This is a genomic window from Nocardioides piscis (genome assembly GCF_011300215.1).
Lineage (GTDB): Bacteria > Actinomycetota > Actinomycetes > Propionibacteriales > Nocardioidaceae > Nocardioides > Nocardioides piscis.
In genome coordinates, this window is record NZ_CP049866.1 from 1,259,049 (window position 1) to 1,276,818 (window position 17,770).

Below are 17,770 nucleotides of genomic sequence, written 5' to 3' on the forward strand. Positions count from 1 at the left end.
GCAGCCAGGTGTGCGGGCTGACGCGCCACCGGCCGCTCAGAGCCAGCCGTTGTCCCGGGCCAGCCGCGCTGCCTCGGCGCGGGTGGTCGCGCCGGTCTTGCCGATCGCCGCCGAGAGGTGGTTGCGGATCGTCCCCGACGACAGGTGTGCCCGTGCAGCGATCACGGCCACGGGGGAGCCGTCGAGCGCGAGACGGAGGATCTCGGCCTCGCGCTCGGTCAGCGGACTCGGCCCGGCCATCAACGACTCGGTCGCGAGGTCGGGGTCGATGACACGCAGCCCGGCGTGCACGCGGCGTACGGCGTCTGCGAGCTGCTTGGCGGGGGTGTCCTTGACGACGAAGCCGGTCGCCCCTGCGTCCAGGGCTCGGCGGACATAGCCTGCTCGCCCGAACGTCGTGACGATCAGGGAGCGCACGGCCGGGAGCTCCGTCCGCAGCGCAGCTGCCGCCTCGATGCCCGTGAGTCCCGGCATCTCGATGTCCAGCAAGCAGACCTCGGCGCCGTGGTCGCGCGCCGCCCCGACGACCTCGTCGCCGCGGCCGAGCTGGGCCACGACCTCGAGGTCGGCCTCGAGGTCGAGGAGAGCCGCGAGCGCACCTCGGACGAGGGCCTGGTCGTCGGCGAGCAGGATCCGGATCACGGCAGCACGACCCGCACACGTGTCCCGGGGGCCCCCGTGACTTCCAGCCTGCCACCCGCCGCCGACACCCGCTCGCGCATGCCGCGCAGGCCGTTGCCCTCCGGGCCGTGCATCCCGCCGCCGTCGTCGCAGACCTCGAGTCCGTCGGGCGCGAGCCTGATCTCCACGCGCGTCGCCCGGGCGTGCCTGACGACGTTGGTCACCGACTCGCGCAGCACCCAGGCCAGCAGTGCGCGGTGCCGGGGGTCGGTGTCGGCGAGGTCTCCGACGAGGTGGGTCTCGACGCCGGCGTCAGCCAGCACGAGGGGAGCGGCGGCCAGCTCGGCCTCGAGGTTGGCGGCCCGCAGCCCGCCGACGGTGGCGCGCACCTCGGCCAGCGCCAGTCGGGCGGTCTCCTGGATCGACTCGAGCTCGGCCCGCGCACGGTCGGGGTCGACGTCGATCAGTCGCGCGGCCAGCTCAGCCTTGATGGCCAACGCCGTCAGGGAGTGGCCGAGCACGTCGTGGACGTCGCGGGCCACCCGGTCCCGCTCTGCGACCAGGGCGAGCTCGGACCTGGCCTCGTCGGACTTCTGGTCGAGCTCGGAGAAGACCCGCATCGCGCTGCAGAAGCCGATGATCGGCCACACCATCAAGAAGAAGAAGGCCGGGAAGTCGCCCTCGACCAGGGAGAGCACGGGCAACGCGGCGCTCAGGACCGTCGTCCACTTCCACCAGGGCGCGGGCACCATCAACGCGGAGAACGCCCCGAGGTAGGGGGTGAGCCCGATCGCCTCGACGCCGATGATCGGCATGGTGGCCAGGAGCAGCGCCAGCATGGCGAACCAGATCCGGAGTGCGTGCCTGCGCCACACGCTCCAGCCGAGCAGATAGATCGCCGCATAGGTCGCGATGAGCCCCAGCGCCAGTGCCTTGACGGGCACGGACGAGTCGACCTGGAGCGCCTCGGTCACCGGATAGATGAGGAAGACCAGCCAGATCGACGCGACGACCCAGCCCCACCGCTCCCAGGGGTCGACGACCGAGCGTGGCTGACGAGCGCTCACACCCGCTCCCGGCGTCGCCGCAGCCCCCAGACCGCCAGCGCTGCGAAGATCACCGTCCACGAGCACACGTTAGCCAGCAGCAGCCACACCGAGTCGTGGCCGGCGTCCATCGGCAGGTGGCCCTCGGTGATCGGATATCGCGCCAACCCGGCATAGCCGTAGAGCGGGGTGAAGCGGCCGATGTCGAGCATCACCCCGTCCATCGGTGTGAAGACGTTGCCGAGGAAGCTCATGATCACGATCAGCCCGGACGCGATGCCGGCGGCGTTCTCGCCCTTGAAGAGCAGGCACATCGCCAGGCCATAGACGGCGAACAGCGCCGAGCCGACCCACACGATCGCCGCGGTGGCGAGCCAGTCGAGAGCGTTCCCCGAGGATCCGGTGGCCGCACCGATCGCATAGATGAGCGTGATCGGGACCGCCGCGACGAGCATCGCCACCGCAGTCTTGATCCCGACGAAGGACAACGGGGCCAGCGGCGTCAACGCGATCTGCCGGCCCCACCCCATCGTCTGCTCCGTCGCCGCGGCGCCGGCGACCGTCGTGGTGGCCGTGACGGCGCCGTACGCCGCCATGGAGACCATGACGTACATGGCGACGTTGGCACTGCCATAGGCCTCGTCGTCGCCCATCCCGAACACGAAGAACAAGAACGCGGGCAGCGCCACGGTGAAGAACATCCCCACCTTGTCCCGCAGCTGCCGCTTCAGGTCGAGCCGGGCATAGCCGACGACCCGGGGCGGGCCTGGCGGCGAGCAGCGGTCGCCGCCACACGGGGGTCGGTGGTCGTGAGGGTGGTCATCGCAGGGCCTCCTCGGCCTCGGTGGCGGAGCTGGTCGGGGCTGTCGCGGTGAGGGCGAGGAACGCCGCCTCGAGGCTGGCGCTCGCGACCTCGAGCTCGAGGATGCCGAGGGGGGCGACCGCCCGGCGGACCTCGTCGAGCCAGGCCTCGTCGAGCCCGTTGGTCCCGACGACGTGGGCCGGAGGGCGGAAGGTCACCGTCTGCGTGCCGTACGCCGCACGCACGTCGGCGGTGGCGCCGTCGGCGACGACCCGGCCACGCGACATCAGCACCGTGCGGTCGGCGAAGGCGTCGGCCTCGGCGAGGTAGTGGGTCGCGAAGACGACGGTGCGGCCGTCGGCGGCGTCGGCCCGCATGGTCTCCCAGAACTCGTGCCGCGCGCCGACGTCCATCCCGGTCGTCGGCTCGTCGAGGATCACCAGGTCGGGATCGGGGACGAGGGCCAGCGCGAACTTCAGGCGCTGCTGCTCGCCCCCCGAGCACGCCTTGACCAGGCGATCGGCGATCCCACCGACCCCGGCCCGTTCGATGGCGACGTCGACCCGCTCCGGCCGGCCGTGCAGGGCAGCGATCGCGCGGACCGTCTCCCGCACGGTGAAGTCGGGCAGCAGCCCCCCTGTCTGCATGAGGGCCGAGACCCTCCCGTCCACGACGGCGCGGTGCGGCGTGGTGCCGAACACCTCGACCGTCCCGCCGGTGGGCGCGGTGAGTCCCAGCAGCATGTCGACGGTCGTGGTCTTGCCGGCGCCGTTGGGACCGAGGAAGGCGACGATCTCACCGGGGTCGATCGTCAGGTCCAGGTCGTCGACGGCGACCACGGCTGAGCCATCTCCTCTGCGGAAGGCCTTGTGCAGCCCGGTGGTGCGGATCGCGGGGGTCGGTGGGGAGGTCATGCGCCCAGCGTCGTACGCCGATGGCAACCCCCCTGCGGGGGACGTCACGACCTGCGCATGACACCTGTCATCTGTCGATGTGCGGGTGACGCCGAGCCCACAAGCAGCACGAGAGCCCCCGGATCACCGGGGCTCTGGTGCTGTGGTGCTCAGGCGTCGGTCAGAACGCGGCCTCGTCGAGGTCCATCAGTGCGAGGTCGGTGGCCTCGGCGATGGCGCGCTCGGCCGTGATCCGCGGCAGGTTGGTCTGCGCGAAGAACTGCGCGGCCGCGACCTTGCCCTCGTAGAAGGCCTTGTCCTTGCCGGGGTCGCCCGCGAGCTTCTCCAGCGCGATCTCGGCCTGGCGCAGCAGCAGCCAGGCGCAGACCACGTCGCCGAGCGCCATCAGCAGGCGGCTGGTGTTGAGGCCCACCTTGTAGATGTTGCGCAGGTCGCCACCCTCGGAGGAGGCGTCGGCCGACATCAGGTCGTTGATCATGTGGGCGACGATCGCGTTGGCGTCCTCGAGCGAGGTGGCGAGCAGCGCCCGCTCGTTCTTGAGGAGCGCGTTGCCCGACTCGGCGCCGATGAACGACTCGATCTCCTTCGCCAGGTGCCCGAGCGCGCGGCCCTGGTCCTTGACGATCTTGCGGAAGAAGAAGTCCTGGCCCTGGATCGCCGTGGTGCCCTCGTAGAGGGTGTCGATCTTGGCGTCGCGGACGTATTGCTCGATCGGGTATTCCTGCAGGAAGCCCGAGCCGCCGAAGGTCTGCAGCGACTCCGTGCCGAGCAGCACCCACGAGCGCTCCGAGCCATAGCCCTTGACGATCGGCAGGAGCAGGTCGTTGACGGCCGCGGCCAGCGCGTCGGTCTCGCCGGCGTGCTCGGCCAGCATGACCTTGTCCTGCCACGACGCGGTGTAGAGGACCAAGGAGCGCATCGCCTCGGAGAAGGACTTCTGCGTCATCAGCGACCGGCGCACGTCGGGGTGGTGGGTGATGGTGACGCGCGGAGCGGTCTTGTCGGCCGCCTGGGTCAGGTCGGCACCCTGGACGCGGGTCTTGGCGTAGTCGAGGGCGTTGAGGTAGCCGGTGGACAGCGTGGCGATGGCCTTGGTGCCGACCATCATCCGGGCGTTCTCGATGACCTGGAACATCTGCGCGATGCCGTCGTGCACCTCGCCGAGCAGCCAGCCCTTGGCCGGCTCGCCGCCGCCGACCTGCGGGTCGCCGAAGGTGACCTCGCAGGTGTTGGAGACCTTGATGCCCATCTTGTGCTCGACGTTGGTGACATAGACACCGTTGCGCTCACCGGTGAGCTCGCCGGTCTCGTGGTCGAAGTGGTGGTCGGGCATCCAGAACAGCGAGAGGCCCTTGGTGCCGGGTCCGCCCACGCCCTCGACGCCCTCGGGGCGCGCGAGCACGAGGTGCATGATGTTCTCGCTCATGTCGTGCGTGGCGGAGGTGATGAAGCGCTTGACGCCCGTGATGTTCCACGAGCCGTCCTCGTTGGCGGTGGCCTTGGTGCGGCCCGCACCGACGTCGGAGCCCGCGTCGGGCTCGGTCAGGACCATGGTGCAGCCCCACTGGCGCTCGACCATGATCTGGGCGACGCGCTTGTCGCGGTCGTTGCCGTTGCGGTGCACGACCCCGGCGAAGGGTGCGCCGGCGGCATACATGTGGACCGGGGCGTTGGCGCCGAGCACCATCTCGCCGATGGCCCAGTTCAGGGTCGAGGGGGCAGGCGTGCCGCCGAGCTCCTCGTTGATGCCCAGGCGCCAGTACTCGGCGTCCATCCAGGCCTGGTAGCTCTTCTTGAACGACTCCGGGACCGGCGCCGTGTTGGTGGCGGGGTCGAAGACGGGCGGGTTGCGGTCGCTGTCGACGTAGGACGCAGCCAGGTCCTCGCGCGAGAGCCGGTCGACCTCGGCGAGGATCTCGCGCGCGGTCTCACCGTCGATCTCGGCGAAGGGGCCCTGGCCCAGGATCTCGTCGCGTCCGAGGACCTCGAAGAGGTTGAACTCGATGTCGCGCAGGTTGCTCTTGTAGTGGGTCACGATCCACCTATTCCGCTCGGGTCTGGCAGCGAGCAGCTGGTGCTGCTACTCGCTAGTAACAAAAGGATGCCTCGCCCGGTGGCGGGATGCAACAACAACGGCGCATGTGGCTCGTCACAGGCTGGTTCCACGTTGTGTAGTCGCACTAGCAAGTTAGGTATGTATAGTCAGACACTCAACATACATTCTTGGAAGGTGCCTGCCACATGCGCAAGCTCATCGTGCTCGGGGTCGTCGGCCTCATCGCACAACTCATCGACGGCTCGCTGGGCATGGCGTACGGCGTCACCAGCTCCACCCTCCTGCTCGCGGCCGGCGTCGCACCCGCGGCGGCGTCGGCCGCCGTGCACTTCTCCGAGATCGGCACCTCGCTCGTGTCCGGTGCCTCGCACCACAAGCTCGGCAACGTCGACTGGCGCACCGTGTGGATCCTGGCCGCGCCGGGGTTCATCGGGGCCTTCGCCGGGGCGACCCTGCTCTCCAACATGGATGCGGCGGTCGCCAAGCCGATCGTCGCCGGCATCCTGCTCTCGCTCGGCATCTATGTCATCTATCGCTTCCTGCGGCTCGGTGGTCGCCGTCCTCAGTTCAAGACGCGACCGTCGGTCCTGTTCCTGGCGCCCATGGGTCTCGTGGGCGGCACCCTCGACGCCGTCGGCGGAGGCGGCTGGGGACCGGTCGGCACCACCACCCTGCTCTCGAGCGGCCGCCTCGAGCCCCGCAAGGTGGTCGGTTCGATCGACACCTCGGAGTTCGTCGTCGCGGTGGGCGGCTCCCTCGGCTTCCTGCTCGCCCTCGGCTCCCAGGGCATCAACTGGGGGTATGCCGCCGCGCTGCTCGCCGGTGGTGTCGTGGCCGCTCCGATCGCCGCCTGGCTGGTTCGCCACCTGGCCGCGCGCGTCCTCGGTGTCGCGGCGGGCGGACTGATCGTGCTGACCAACTCCAAGACGATCCTCGAGGCGCTCGGTGTCCCGGGCGTCGGCGTGGCCGCCGTGGCGGCTGTGCTCTTCGTGCTGTGGATCAGCGGCATCGTCTGGGCGGTGAAGCAGGAGCGGATCTCGCGTGCCTCGAACGCTGGGACCGGGCGCGACCTCGAGCTGGCGCCGGCCTGACGACGTCGCCTGACGCCGGATTGCCGTCTTGGTGGAGTGACTTGGCAGACAAAGTGCAGTGATCTGCCAAACTGGCTCCATGCGTGTCTCAGCCAAGGCCGACTACGCCCTCCGGGCGCTGATCGAGATCGCCTCGGTGACCAGCGGATCGCCCGTCAGTGCCGAGCAGCTCGGCAGGGCCCAGGACATCCCGCACGGCTTCCTGCAGGCGATCCTGGCTGACCTGCGACGCGCAGACATCGTGGTCTCCCAGCGGGGCCAGTCCGGCGGCTGGCGCTTCGCCCGCTCGCCCGGGTCGGTCTCGGTGGCCGACGTCATCCGCGCCGTCGACGGCCCCCTGGTCTCGGTCTATGGCCTGCGACCGGAGGCCGTCGACTACGGCGAATCGGCCAAGGTCCTCCAGCACGTGTGGATCGCTGCCAGGCGATCGCTGCGCACGGTGTTCGAGGGCGTCTCCATCCAGGACCTCGCCGACGGCACGCTGCCTCCGGCCGTGGCCGACCTGACTGCCGACGACGACGCCTGGCAGCCGCACTGAGGTGTGTCGGTCCAGGACTCGCCCACGGAGTCGGGCGGGTCAGGCGACCAGCTGGTCGGTACGCTCCTTGCGGCGGAGCGCCTGCTTCATCGACTTCCGCTCCAGGCGAGCGGCCCGGTCGGCCAGGACGACCTCGACCAGGGCGTCCGCGAAGGCGGCGGTCGAGAGGCCGGCGGGCACGCAGTGGATCCGGGCGGTCCTGACCGACCCTGCCCACGCCGGGGGCGGTGCGTCGGCAGAGACGACGAGGTGGACCTTCAGGCCGTGGAGCACGTCGATCGCCAGCTGCGCCTGCTCGGTGGATGCCGCAGCGAAGCCGGGCACGCTCAGGAAGGCGTCGCCGCGGAGGCCGAACGTCTTGCGGCACACCCTCGCCCAGGCGCCCTCGACGTCCTTGCGCCGCAGCCCGGCGCTGCTGTGGGTCCGCCTGATCTCCAGGGCGGCGCCATCGAGGAGCTCTGGCCCCACGTCGGGGGTCGAGACGCCGACCTCGCCCAGCCGCTCGAGGAGCGAGTCGTCGACGGCGAGGTCGTCGGGGCCGATGTGCAGGAAGACGTGGTGCTTGCCCATGTGGCGCACTGTGGCATCCCTCGGCGACCGGCCGGTGAATACCGGGTGATGGGTCAGCCGCGCGTCGGCAGCGGGTCGCCGAGATAGCGCTCGAGGTCCGCGCGCACGGAGTCGGTGATCGGCCACGACGTCTGGGTGGCGTGGTCCCACAGCACGTTGACGCACTCCCACGTGACCGCTGGATGTCCGCCCTCCTGCACCCGGATCTCTGCTGCGACGGTGAACGACGACCGGCCGATGCGGCTGAGCCACAGGGTGGCGAGGAACGGCTGGTAGGGGACGAACCGCATCTCGGCGTGATAGCTGATCGCCTGCGAGGCGACCAGCTCCGAGACCCCGTCGTCCAGTCCGTGGAGCAGACCGGTGGATCCGGCGGGCAGGCCGGGAAGGGGGCGAAGCGGAAGAACTCCAGCCGCGCCTCGTCGAGCACCCGCACCGCCTCCACGTTGTCGACGTGGCCGGCGAGGTTGATGTCGCGATAGCGGGCCTGGATCTCGGTCGTGAACCTCTCTGCCATGGGGAGCAGTGTGCCCGTGGGGGACCGGCGGCTGGACGGCGACCACCGGGTCGGCGCACTAGAACACGTTCTCGTGTCGCCGTACGATCGCGGCATGATCACCAGCGACGACATCACCTGGGACGCGCCCGACGGGGACCACCCCGCCCGCCGCGCCTCGCAGCGCTCCTACTCGGCCGTGTCTCGCGGAGACCTCGAGGAGTGGCTCGGCGTCTATGCCCCGGACGCGGTGATCGAGGACCCCGTCGGGCCGTCGATGTTCGATCCCGAGGGCGAGGGTCACCGCGGGCACGACGCGATCCGGAAGTTCTGGACGGCGGCGATCGAGCCGATCGCGAAGTTCCACTTCCACATCACCGACAGCCACGCGAACGGTGACGAGTGCGCCAACATCGGCACCATCACCACCACCTTCCACGACGGTGGGCAGGTCGACACCGACCTGGTGATGGTCTATCGCGTCAACGCCGACGGCTCGGTGGCCTCGATGCGCGCCCACTGGGAGCCCGAGCGGGCGATGGCGACCTATCGCAAGCCGTCCGCCTGAGCGGTCAGGGACGGACCGGGTCGAGGGAGCTGAGCCAGTCGACGAGTGGCCTGAACGCGCGCCAGTCGTCGCGGACGACGTCGACGAGGTCAGCGGTGTGGATGACGGGATCGAAGCCGATCAGCCGGCCGGCGAAGAGCTGCTTGTGCCGGAGCAGGCCGATCCGCGGGTGTTCGCGGTCATAGCCCCGTGGCGCGGTCTTGAGCTGCTCGCCCGAGATCTCGAAGCCCGACTTCTCGATCTTGGCCAACAATCGCTGGAGCCGCGCCCCGGTCGTGTCGTCGGTGATCGCGTCGCGGAAGGCAGCCAGGGTCGGCGGATCGGCGTTGTAGAAGCCTGCGCCGGTGCGTATGCCGCGGGGCGACACCTCGACATACCAACCCGTCGCGGGGGCGACTCCGACGAAGGCGCCCTGGTGGGTCTTGTAGGGCGTCTTGTCCTTGGCGAACCGGACGTCGCGATAGGGACGGAACACCTTGGCGGCGCCGAACTCGGGCTCGAGGGCCGCCGTCAGCGCCTTCATGGGCGCGGCAACCGACTCGGCATAGACGCTCTTGTTGGCCTCCCAGAACGACCGGGTGTTGTCCATCTCCAGGTCGTCATAGAAGTCGAGGGCGGCGACGGGGAATCCGGTGAAGCTCATCTAGCCGACGCTAGCCCAGACCTGCTGGTCGCCGTCCTCGCCGAAGGCCGTCACGGTCAGGATGCCGTCGGCGCACTCGGGGTCGCCGAGGAAGACGTTGCCCCTCGAGCTCGACTGCCAGGCCACGGTCAGGGCGCTGCCGTCCCAGCGCATCAGCCGTGCTGGATCCTGGGGCGACGCCGGGTCGCGGACGAAGAACGCGTCACCGCCGCAGGGGGTCAGGGAGCCGGTCGTGCCGCGGCCGAGCTCCTGCTGGCTGCCGTCGGCGAGCGCCTCGAACCTGCCGACCTCCTGCCGGCGTTCGTCGGGCACCTCGGACCACACGATGCCGGTGTCGGTGGCCGTCACGTCCCATCCCTTGCAGTCGCTAGGACCCTCGACGGGCGACGGGGTCGCGGTGTCGTCGAGCAGGTGGAGGGTGCGGCACGACACCGGTCGCGCGGCGTCGAAGCTCATGAGCCCCACACCGTGGGTGCCGGCGGTGAGGTTGGTGAAACCGGTGCGGGCCGGCGCGCACCAGCCGTCCTCGCCGTTGCCGTCGCTCACCGCGAGGGTCGCCAGGCACAGGGTGTCGCCCTCGCCGAGCGTCGGGTAGTAGAGGCTGTCGTCGACGAGCGCCCAGTCGCCTCCGTTGGCCGGTTCGGGACTGACGACCTCGGTCGCCTGCCCCGTGGTCAGGTCGACCCGCACACCCCAGCCGGCGGTGGTCTCACCACCGAAGCCGGCCGAGATCACCGCGGTGTCGCCCTCGAGGAGCACGGCGTCGACGGTGCCCGCCTCGTCGACAGGTATGGCGATGCGCTCGCCACCGTCCTCGCCCCGGCCCTCGAAGACCACCTCCGACTCGGAGGCCAGCGCGGTCCACCTCGCGCCCACGATCACCCGCTGCCCCGGGTCGTGCTCGGTCGGCTTCCAGGTGAGCTCTCGGGTCGACGGCGCGGCACTCCCGGAGGGCGCCGGCGTCGAAGCCGGCGGGTCGGCGTCCACCGGAGCGCTCTCCTCGGCGCAGCCGGTCGCGACGAGGAGGAGGGCGGCGATGGGCATACGGGCCCGCAGGTGCATCAGACGCCGACGTTGTGCTGGAAGTGGGCCTGGTTGGCGCGATAGCTCTTGTAGGCGGACTGCCACTGGGTGCGGCGGATCCTGGGCTCGGTGGGGTCGAACCTGCTCTGGTCCCACGGCTCGAAGTAGCTCAGGAGCGGTGGCCCGTCGGGATTCTGGTCGAAGCCGCGGCCGACCTGGAAGTGGCCGGAGGCGTCGTCGTCGAGGTAGGGGAAGTACTGCTTGAGCAGGACCGGGTGCAGCACGACGGGCGCCTGGTAGTCGTGCACGTGCCTCATCATCAGCAGCCACCACTGCTCGAAGCTGAAGTCGCTGATGTCGAGGGCGATGTAGTCGCCGGCGTGCTCGTCGTTGTCATAACCGGTGGCCCGGTTGACCATGCGGACCATGTCCACGATCGAGGTCCCGGCGCTGGTGGTCCCCAGCTTCTTCGCCCAGCTGTTCTGGGGCTTGCGGTTGCCCGACCAGCCCCACGCGATCATCTGCATGGTGGCGGGACCGCAGAAGTAGTAGCGGTTCTGCGCGCGGACCTTGCGCCGGTGGAGGATCGTCGTGCGTTCCGGGTAGTCCGAGGCGACGGTGCGCGCGGCGGTGGTGCCCTGGATCTCCGCTCGCAGGCGCAGCACCTTGTCCACGGCCACGGCGGCCTCGGTCAGCTCCCGGCGTTCCGCGTCGGCCCGGGCGTCGGGGGACATCCGGGCGCGACGTCGCAGGTCGGCAGCCGGCGCCAGATCGCCCGTGGTCTCGGTCGCGGTGTTGCTTCCACGGCGGGCGAGCCGGGCGGCCGCTTGGTCCTGGGTCAGGTTCGTCCAACCCAGGCCCAGGCAGTAGCGCTCGCCCTCGAAGGTCGCGCAGCGGGTGCCGGCGGTGGCCAGCTCACGGGCGGACGCGCGGGCCGGCATCGACATACGTCTTCCCTCGGCGACGACGCGCTCGATCTCGGCGTGCATCGCGGGCGTGAGCGTGCCCGCGGTGGAGCCCTTGTCGGCGACGGCAGTGACCGGGAGGGCAGCGGTGACCAGCAGGACGACGCTGCCGAGAGCGGCCGCGCCCAGGCGGCCGAGCGAGGTTGTTGGCATGGAGGGACCACATTTCCGAGAGGGGAACGTGCGTCCCACCATCCCCTTTGATCCCAAAAGACGCAAGTGTCCCACCAGTCACAGCAGAATGCGTGGACCGACACGCCGACGACGCGGCATCGACGTTCGGTGGAGCGACGCGCTCGGCACGAGCAACGCGCGGAGTGGAAATGGAGCGGATGACGAGATTCGAACTCGCGACATCGACCTTGGGAAGGTCGCGCTCTACCAGCTGAGCTACATCCGCATGGTGCGGCGGGAATGCTACCCGACGCGGCCGGCCGTGCCAGCGTCGAGAGTGGTCAGCGTGGGCCAGCGCGCCGAGACGGTGTCGCCCGACGAACGGCCGGTGAGGCGACGGTGCACCCACGGCGCCAGGTTCTGACGAGTCCAGGCCGCGTGCTCGTTCCACGCCGCCAGCCGCGAGCCCACCGCGTGGTCGGGCAGCTCGACGGCCAGGTCGTGGGGGACTCCCAGGGTGTCGAGCACGGCGATCGCGATCCGCTGGTGCCCCATCGGGCCCATGTGCAGCCGGTCGCTGTCCCAGTGGCGCTGGTCGCGCAGGTCGCGGATCCGCCAGTAGTCCACGATGGTGGCGCCGTGCCGGTCGGCCGACCAGCGCACCATCTCGTTGTAGACCGCGAAGCGTCCGCGCAGCGGCCGGAAGATGGCGGAGCCGCCGGGGTCGTAGGCCGTGAAGACCAGCAGCCGGGCTCCGGTCGCCGCGAGCCGGGCGAGGGCCGCGTCGTAGCGCTTGACGATCGCGTCGATGTCGACCTGCGGCCGCAGGATGTCGTTGCCCCCGGCATAGATGCTGATCAGGTCGGGCTCGAGGGCGATGGCGGGCTCGACCTGACCCTCGATCACGCCGTCGAGCTTGCGGCCACGCACGGCGAGGTTGGCATAGCCGAACCCCGGCGCGTGCGTGCTGAGGACCTCGGCGACCCGGTCGGCCCAGCCGCGCAGCCCGTTGGGTCGGGACGGGTCGGGGTCGCCCACACCCTCGGTGAAGGAGTCGCCGATGGCGACGTAGCGCTGGAAGGTCACGCCACCATTGTGGCTGGACGCCTGACTCGTGCCCCGCCCGGGCGGCTAGGTTGTGCGCGTGCTTCTCTCAGACCGCGACATCCTCGCCGAGATCGACGCCGGCCGGATCGGCCTCGAGCCGTGGGACCCCGACATGTTGCAGCCGTCGAGCATCGACGTACGCCTCGACCGGTTCTTCCGGGTCTTCGAGAACCATCGTTATCCCCACATCGACCCGGCCGTCGACCAGTCCGACCTGACGCGCGAGGTCGAGCCCGAGGGCGACGAGGCGTTCATCCTGCACCCCGGCGAGTTCGTGCTCGGCTCGACGTACGAAGTCGTCAGCCTGCCCGACGACGTCGCCGCGCGGGTGGAGGGCAAGTCGAGCCTGGGACGCCTGGGCCTGCTGACCCACGCCACGGCCGGCTTCGTCGACCCGGGCTTCAGCGGGCACGTGACCCTCGAGCTCGCGAACGTCGCGACCCTGCCGATCAAGCTCTATCCAGGCATGAAGATCGGCCAGTTCTGCTTCTTCCGCCTGTCGTCGGCGAGTGAGCACCCCTACGGCTCGGAGAAGTACGGCTCGCGCTACCAGGGCCAGCGCGGCCCGACCCCGTCGAGGTCGTTCCAGAAGTTCCATCGCACCGACATCTGACGGTCCTTGAAGTTAGGTGACCCTAAGTTAGGGTTGCCTCATGACGACTGCGACGACCGATGTCCTGCCCATGTTGCTGGTCGAGGTCGAGGTCGTCTCTCATCAGCGGCTCAGTCCGAGCTTCGTCCGGGTCGAGCTGGGCAGCCCCGAGCTGGCCGACTTCGGTGTGGATGGTGACCGCTTCGACCAGCGGATCAAGCTGGTCTTCCCCGACCCGGCCACGGGGGGACTGACGTCTGTGGCTGGCGCTGACGAGACCTGGCTGGCAACCTGGCTCGACCTGCCCGTGACCGAACGTGGGCACATGCGGACCTACACGATCCGCGACGTGCGGGGTGCGGACGCCGCGACCACGATCGTCGTCGACATCGTGCTCCACCTCGAGGGTGACGCTGTCGGCCCCGGTTCGACCTGGGCCGCGTCCGCGACGGTCGGTGACCGGCTCGTCCTGCTCGCGCCCCGTCGCGGGTTTCCGTACGGCGGCATCGAGTTCGCCCCGCCGCTGGGAGCCGAGCTGCTGATGGTGGCCGACGAGACGGCCGTACCAGCCGTGTGTGCCGTGCTCGAACAGCTGCCTGCGTCGGCCACCGGGGCCGTCTTCATGGAGGTCCCGCTGTCGGCGGACGTGCTGCCGGTCGTGGCGCCGGCCGGGGTCAGCGTCACGTGGTTGCCGCGTGACGGGGAGCCGCTGGGCCGCCGCCTGCATGATGCGGTCGTCGCCCACCTCGGCCTCCCGGGCGCCACCCTCGACGTGACCGCCGACGAGGTCGACCCGGACCTGTGGGAGACGCCGTCCTACTCCTCGTCGGGGGAGGACGTCGCGCCCGTGCGGGTCGTGGGGCACGAGCTCGACGGGCTCTACGCCTGGATCGCCGGTGAGTCCGCGGTGGTCACCGGGCTTCGACGCCACCTGGTCAAGGACCTGCACGTCGAGCGCAGCCAGGTCGCGTTCATGGGCTACTGGCGGCGCGGGGTGGCGATGCGGTCCTGACCGCACTCTCTCCCGCTTGAACATCGACGCACCTGCGTGGAAGTTCGGGCCAGGGACGCTGATCGACCCCGTACTTCCACGCACTTGCGTGGAAGTACGGGGTCGACTGCTCGTCGAGGTCGTTCAGATGTCGAAGAGCGAGCCCGAGCTGTTGATGTCCACGTCCGACTTCGGCTTGGGCGAGTCGCTCGCCGACTTCGTCGGCGCGGCGGGTGCACTCTCCGGTTCGGCCTCCGGTGCAACTTCGGGTTCCGCAGCCTCCGGCGCCGCAGCCTCGGGCTCCGCAGCCTCGGCCTCTGCAGCCTCGGGCTCTGCAGCCTCGGGCTCTGCAGCCTCGGGCTCTGCAGCCTCGGGCTCTGCAGCCTCGGTGTCGTCGTCGGTGAAGGTGGCTGCCTGGCTCAACGCGGCGCCGCCAGCCAGGCCGTCGGCAGCAGGCTCGGGCGCGGCCTCGGCCTCGGCCTCGGCCTCCGGTTCCGGTTCCGGTTCGGGCTTCGCCTCGGGCTCGGGCTTCGCCTCGGGCTCGGGCTCAGGAGCCGGCTTGGCCGCAGCGGGCGCAGGCTCGGGGGCCGCCAGGTCGAAGAGCGAATCACCGTCGGGGATCGACGTGGCCGGGGCGCTTGTCCCGCCGGAGGCCGTCGCGGCGGGCGCCGCCTTCTCCTCGGGCTCCGCCTTCTCCTCGGGCTCCGCCTTCTCCTCGGGCTCCGGCGTGGATTCGGGCTCCGATTCGGGCTCCGGCTCCGGCTTGGAGTCCGCCTTGGGCTCCGCGGGAGCAGCCAGGTCGAAGAGCGACCCACCGCTGCCGAGGTCGTCGGCTGGCGCAGCCGGCTTCGCCTCGGTCTTCACCTCGGGCTCGGGCCTGGAGTCTGCCTCCACCTCAGGCTCGGCCGCGGGCTCAGCCTCGGGCTTGGAGTCCGCCTTCGGCGCGGGCGCGGCCTTCTTCGCCGGGGTGTCGTCGGCTGCGAGGTCGAAGAGCGAACCGCCGGCGCCCGGATCGACCTTCGTCGCCGGCTCCGCCGTCTCGGTCTGGGGCTCCTCGGCCGGCTCCGATGCCTTCGACTCTGCAGCCTTGGGCGCGGGTGCCGGGGTGTCGAACAGCGACGACCCGCCGGAGTCCTTGGCCGGAGTCTTCGTCTCGGGCGTCTCGGGCTCCGGGGTGTCGAAGAGCGAGGAACCACCGGAGGCCTTGGCGGCCGGACCGACGTCGGCGGTCTCGGTGACGGTCTCGTCGGTGACGGTCACGTCGCCGGCCTCGGGCTCGTCCTTGGTCGCGACGTCGGCATCGGCGGTCGAAGCGGCCGAGGAGGACGTGGCAGCTGCCGCAGCGGCGACCTTCTTCTTCTCGCTCGGCGCTGCCTTGGTGGCCGACTCGCCCTTGACCGACGCGAGCAGCATCTGCGCCACGTCGAGGACCTCGACCTCCTCGCGGGCGCCGCCGTTGGCCTGCTCGGCCGTCAACCCGTCGGAGAGCATGACGCGGCAGAAGGGACAGCCCACCGCGATCTGGTCGGCCCCGGTGCCGACGGCCTCCTTGGTGCGGTTGACGTTGATCCGCTCACCGATGTTCTCCTCCATCCACATGCGGGCACCACCGGCGCCGCAGCAGAAGGACTTCTCGGAGTTGCGCTCCATCTCGACGTACTCGGCGCCCGGCAGGATCTCCAGCAGCTCGCGCGGCGGGGAGTAGACCTGGTTGTGACGGCCGAGGAAGCACGGGTCGTGGTAGGTGATCGAGCGCTTCGCGGCGCCCGCACCCTCCTTGACCGGGGTCAGCTTGCCCTCGCGCACGAGGCGGTTGAGCAGCTGGGTGTGGTGCACGACCTCGAGCTCGATGCCGAAGTCCTTGTATTCGTTCTTGAGCGTGTTGAAGCAGTGGGCGCAGGTCGAGACGACCTTCTTGACCTTGAACTCCTTGAAGGTCTCGATGTTCTGCTGCGCGAGGCCCTGGAAGACGAACTCGTTGCCGGCGCGACGGGCAGGGTCGCCGGTGCAGGTCTCACCGTTTCCGAGCACCCCGAAGGAGATCCCGGCCATGTTCAGGAGCTCGGCGACGGCTCGCGTCGTCTTCTTGGCGCGGTCCTCGTAGGCGCCGGCGCAGCCGACCCAGAACAGCCAGTCGACGGACTCCAGCGACTCGAGGTCCTCACCGACGACGGGGACGTCGAAGTCGAGGCCCTTGGCCCAGTCCATGCGCGCCGAGGACGACATGTTCCACGGGTTGCCCTTGTTCTCCAGGCCCTTGAACAGGCCGTTGAGCTCGGCTGGGAAGTTGGACTCGACGAGCACCTGGTAGCGGCGCATGTCCATGATGTGGTCGACGTGCTCGATGTCGACGGGGCACTGCTGGACGCAGGCACCACACGAGGTGCAGGACCACAGGACGTCCTCGTCGATGACGAAGTCGGCGCCCTCGGGGTTGTAGAACCACTCCTTGTCGCCCGAGCCGATCAGCGACTTCTCCGCAACGGCGACCCCACCCTCGCCGGTGTCGCTGGTGCTGCTGCCGGGCGCGGTCTTGGCGCCGGCCTTCTCATAGGCGTGGTCGCGCAGCCCCATGATCAGGAGCTTGGGGGAGAGAGGCTTCTCGGTGTTCCACGCCGGGCACTGCGACTGGCAACGGCCACACTCGGTGCAGGTCGTGAAGTCGAGGATGCCCTTCCACGAGAAGTCCTCCGCCGAGCCCACACCCAGGACCGACTCCTCGTCGAGGTCGTCGATGTCGTCGAGGGTGACCGGCTTGCCGGCCGACATGAGGGGCTTCATCGCGCCGAGCGCGGTGCTGCCGTCGGACTCGCGCTTGAAGAAGATGTTGAACCACGCGGTGAACCGGTGCCAGGCGATGCCCATGGTGATGTTGCGCGCGATCACCATCAGCCAGATCATCGCGAGCGCGATCTTGAACGTCGCGATGATGTAGATGAGGTTCTCGAGCGAGGTGACGTTGGAGGGATAGATCGCGTCGCCGAGGAAGGACGAGAACGGGTAGTGGATCCGGCCGGCGCCCTTGTCGAGCTTCCACTCGGCCGCGCGGACGAACAGGATCGCCGCGCCCTCGAGCAGCGCCAGCGCCTCGACGAAGTAGGCCTGCCAGAAGGTGGAGCCGAAGAACCGGCTGTTGCGTCCCTCGCGGCGGGGGTGGTGCCTCTGCCGATAGATGATCAGGAAGACGATGCCGATCGTGCTGAGGGCGCCGATGACCTCCATCAGCCACTCGAACGGCACCCAGTGGCCGACGATCGGATAGGCGAAGTCGGGCTTGAACAGCTGGAAGTAGGCAGCGAGCACCGCGGTGCTGAGGAGCAGGAACGCCATGTAGACGAACCAGTGCATGATCCCGACCCAGTGCCACTGGAGCATCCGCGTGTGGAGGAAGGTCTCCTTCAGCATCGTCACCGCGCGAGCGGCGGGGTTGTCGGCACGGCCGGGCGCGGGCTGGCCGCTCCGGATGACGGCCAGCATCTTTCGTACGGCGGGGACCAACAGCGCCAGGGCGGCGATGGTGAGGCCGAACGAGACGACGATCGCGGCGATCTGCATGAGGGACAGGCTCCTCTTCACATGGGTGTGTCTGCGCGGAGCCTATGACCCCGGGGGAGGGGTGGCATGGGACCTACG

At 69.9% G+C, this 17,770-nt stretch carries 17 protein-coding genes and 1 tRNA gene; 5 read left to right on the forward strand and 13 right to left on the reverse strand.

Going from position 1 to position 17,770, the window contains the following annotated elements:
* Positions 1 to 36 precede the first annotated feature (36 nt).
* The 5 genes from G7071_RS06200 to G7071_RS06220 form a co-directional block, all read right to left on the reverse strand.
* Positions 37 to 642, reverse strand: coding sequence for a response regulator transcription factor (locus G7071_RS06200; protein ID WP_166316253.1), 606 nt, complete (start codon positions 640 to 642; stop codon positions 37 to 39).
* The gene (locus G7071_RS06205; protein ID WP_166316256.1) at positions 639 to 1,688 is read right to left on the reverse strand and encodes a sensor histidine kinase; all 1,050 of its coding nucleotides are present in this window, start codon (positions 1,686 to 1,688) and stop codon (positions 639 to 641) included. The genes G7071_RS06200 and G7071_RS06205 overlap by 4 nt, the downstream gene beginning before the upstream one ends.
* A complete protein-coding gene (locus G7071_RS06210) occupies positions 1,685 to 2,368 on the reverse strand; it encodes an ABC transporter permease (protein ID WP_166316259.1) in 684 nt (227 codons plus the stop codon). The genes G7071_RS06205 and G7071_RS06210 overlap by 4 nt, the downstream gene beginning before the upstream one ends.
* Positions 2,369 to 2,486: 118 nt before the next feature.
* Positions 2,487 to 3,383: an ABC transporter ATP-binding protein gene (locus G7071_RS06215; RefSeq protein ID WP_166316262.1), complete on the reverse strand. Its 897-nt coding sequence runs from the start codon at positions 3,381 to 3,383 to the stop codon at positions 2,487 to 2,489.
* Between the two features lie 160 nt (positions 3,384 to 3,543).
* Entirely contained in the window at positions 3,544 to 5,418 is a 1,875-nt protein-coding gene (locus tag G7071_RS06220; protein WP_166316265.1) for an acyl-CoA dehydrogenase, read from the reverse strand.
* 206 nt (positions 5,419 to 5,624) lie between these two features.
* Here G7071_RS06220 and G7071_RS06225 point away from each other — a divergent pair, with 206 nt between their 5' ends.
* Positions 5,625 to 6,530, forward strand: a complete 906-nt coding sequence (locus G7071_RS06225) for a sulfite exporter TauE/SafE family protein (RefSeq protein WP_166316268.1) — start codon at positions 5,625 to 5,627, stop codon at positions 6,528 to 6,530.
* 79 nt (positions 6,531 to 6,609) lie between these two features.
* Positions 6,610 to 7,068, forward strand: coding sequence for an RrF2 family transcriptional regulator (locus G7071_RS06230; protein ID WP_166316271.1), 459 nt, complete (start codon positions 6,610 to 6,612; stop codon positions 7,066 to 7,068).
* Positions 7,069 to 7,107: 39 nt separating this feature from the next.
* Here the strand turns inward: G7071_RS06230 and G7071_RS06235 are convergent, their stop codons facing one another.
* Positions 7,108 to 7,638 (reverse strand): hypothetical protein, encoded by a 531-nt coding sequence (locus G7071_RS06235; protein ID WP_166316274.1) that lies wholly within the window; start codon positions 7,636 to 7,638, stop codon positions 7,108 to 7,110.
* Positions 7,639 to 7,691: 53 nt separating this feature from the next.
* Entirely contained in the window at positions 7,692 to 7,928 is a 237-nt protein-coding gene (locus tag G7071_RS06240; RefSeq protein WP_166316277.1) for an acyl-CoA thioesterase, read from the reverse strand.
* 321 nt (positions 7,929 to 8,249) lie between these two features.
* Between G7071_RS06240 and G7071_RS06245 the strand changes: the two genes are divergently transcribed.
* Positions 8,250 to 8,702 (forward strand): nuclear transport factor 2 family protein, encoded by a 453-nt coding sequence (locus G7071_RS06245; RefSeq protein ID WP_166316280.1) that lies wholly within the window; start codon positions 8,250 to 8,252, stop codon positions 8,700 to 8,702.
* Between the two features lie 4 nt (positions 8,703 to 8,706).
* On the opposite strand, the gene G7071_RS06250 is transcribed toward G7071_RS06245, so the two are convergent.
* The 5 genes from G7071_RS06250 to G7071_RS06270 all read right to left on the reverse strand — a co-directional run bounded on the left by G7071_RS06250 (position 8,707) and on the right by G7071_RS06270 (position 12,533).
* Positions 8,707 to 9,345, reverse strand: a complete 639-nt coding sequence (locus G7071_RS06250; protein ID WP_166316283.1) for a DUF2461 domain-containing protein — start codon at positions 9,343 to 9,345, stop codon at positions 8,707 to 8,709.
* Entirely contained in the window at positions 9,346 to 10,407 is a 1,062-nt protein-coding gene (locus G7071_RS06255; protein WP_166316286.1) for a hypothetical protein, read from the reverse strand.
* Positions 10,407 to 11,486 (reverse strand): C39 family peptidase, encoded by a 1,080-nt coding sequence (locus tag G7071_RS06260; RefSeq protein ID WP_166316289.1) that lies wholly within the window; start codon positions 11,484 to 11,486, stop codon positions 10,407 to 10,409. The genes G7071_RS06255 and G7071_RS06260 overlap by 1 nt, the downstream gene beginning before the upstream one ends.
* Before the next feature lie 171 nt (positions 11,487 to 11,657).
* A tRNA-Gly gene (locus tag G7071_RS06265) sits at positions 11,658 to 11,733 on the reverse strand.
* Positions 11,734 to 11,750: 17 nt separating this feature from the next.
* The gene (locus tag G7071_RS06270; RefSeq protein WP_166316292.1) at positions 11,751 to 12,533 is read right to left on the reverse strand and encodes an SGNH/GDSL hydrolase family protein; all 783 of its coding nucleotides are present in this window, start codon (positions 12,531 to 12,533) and stop codon (positions 11,751 to 11,753) included.
* 58 nt (positions 12,534 to 12,591) lie between these two features.
* Here G7071_RS06270 and dcd point away from each other — a divergent pair, with 58 nt between their 5' ends.
* Both dcd and G7071_RS06280 read left to right on the forward strand, forming a co-directional pair.
* Positions 12,592 to 13,167 (forward strand): dCTP deaminase, encoded by a 576-nt coding sequence (dcd, locus tag G7071_RS06275; protein WP_166316295.1) that lies wholly within the window; start codon positions 12,592 to 12,594, stop codon positions 13,165 to 13,167.
* A gap of 40 nt (positions 13,168 to 13,207) precedes the next feature.
* Positions 13,208 to 14,158, forward strand: a complete 951-nt coding sequence (locus G7071_RS06280; protein ID WP_246210529.1) for a siderophore-interacting protein — start codon at positions 13,208 to 13,210, stop codon at positions 14,156 to 14,158.
* Positions 14,159 to 14,281: 123 nt separating this feature from the next.
* Here G7071_RS06280 and G7071_RS06285 read toward each other — a convergent pair whose 3' ends face one another.
* On the reverse strand, positions 14,282 to 17,692 hold the full coding sequence (locus tag G7071_RS06285) for a (Fe-S)-binding protein (RefSeq protein ID WP_166316298.1): 3,411 nt from the start codon (positions 17,690 to 17,692) through the stop codon (positions 14,282 to 14,284).
* Positions 17,693 to 17,770: the final 78 nt, after the last annotated feature.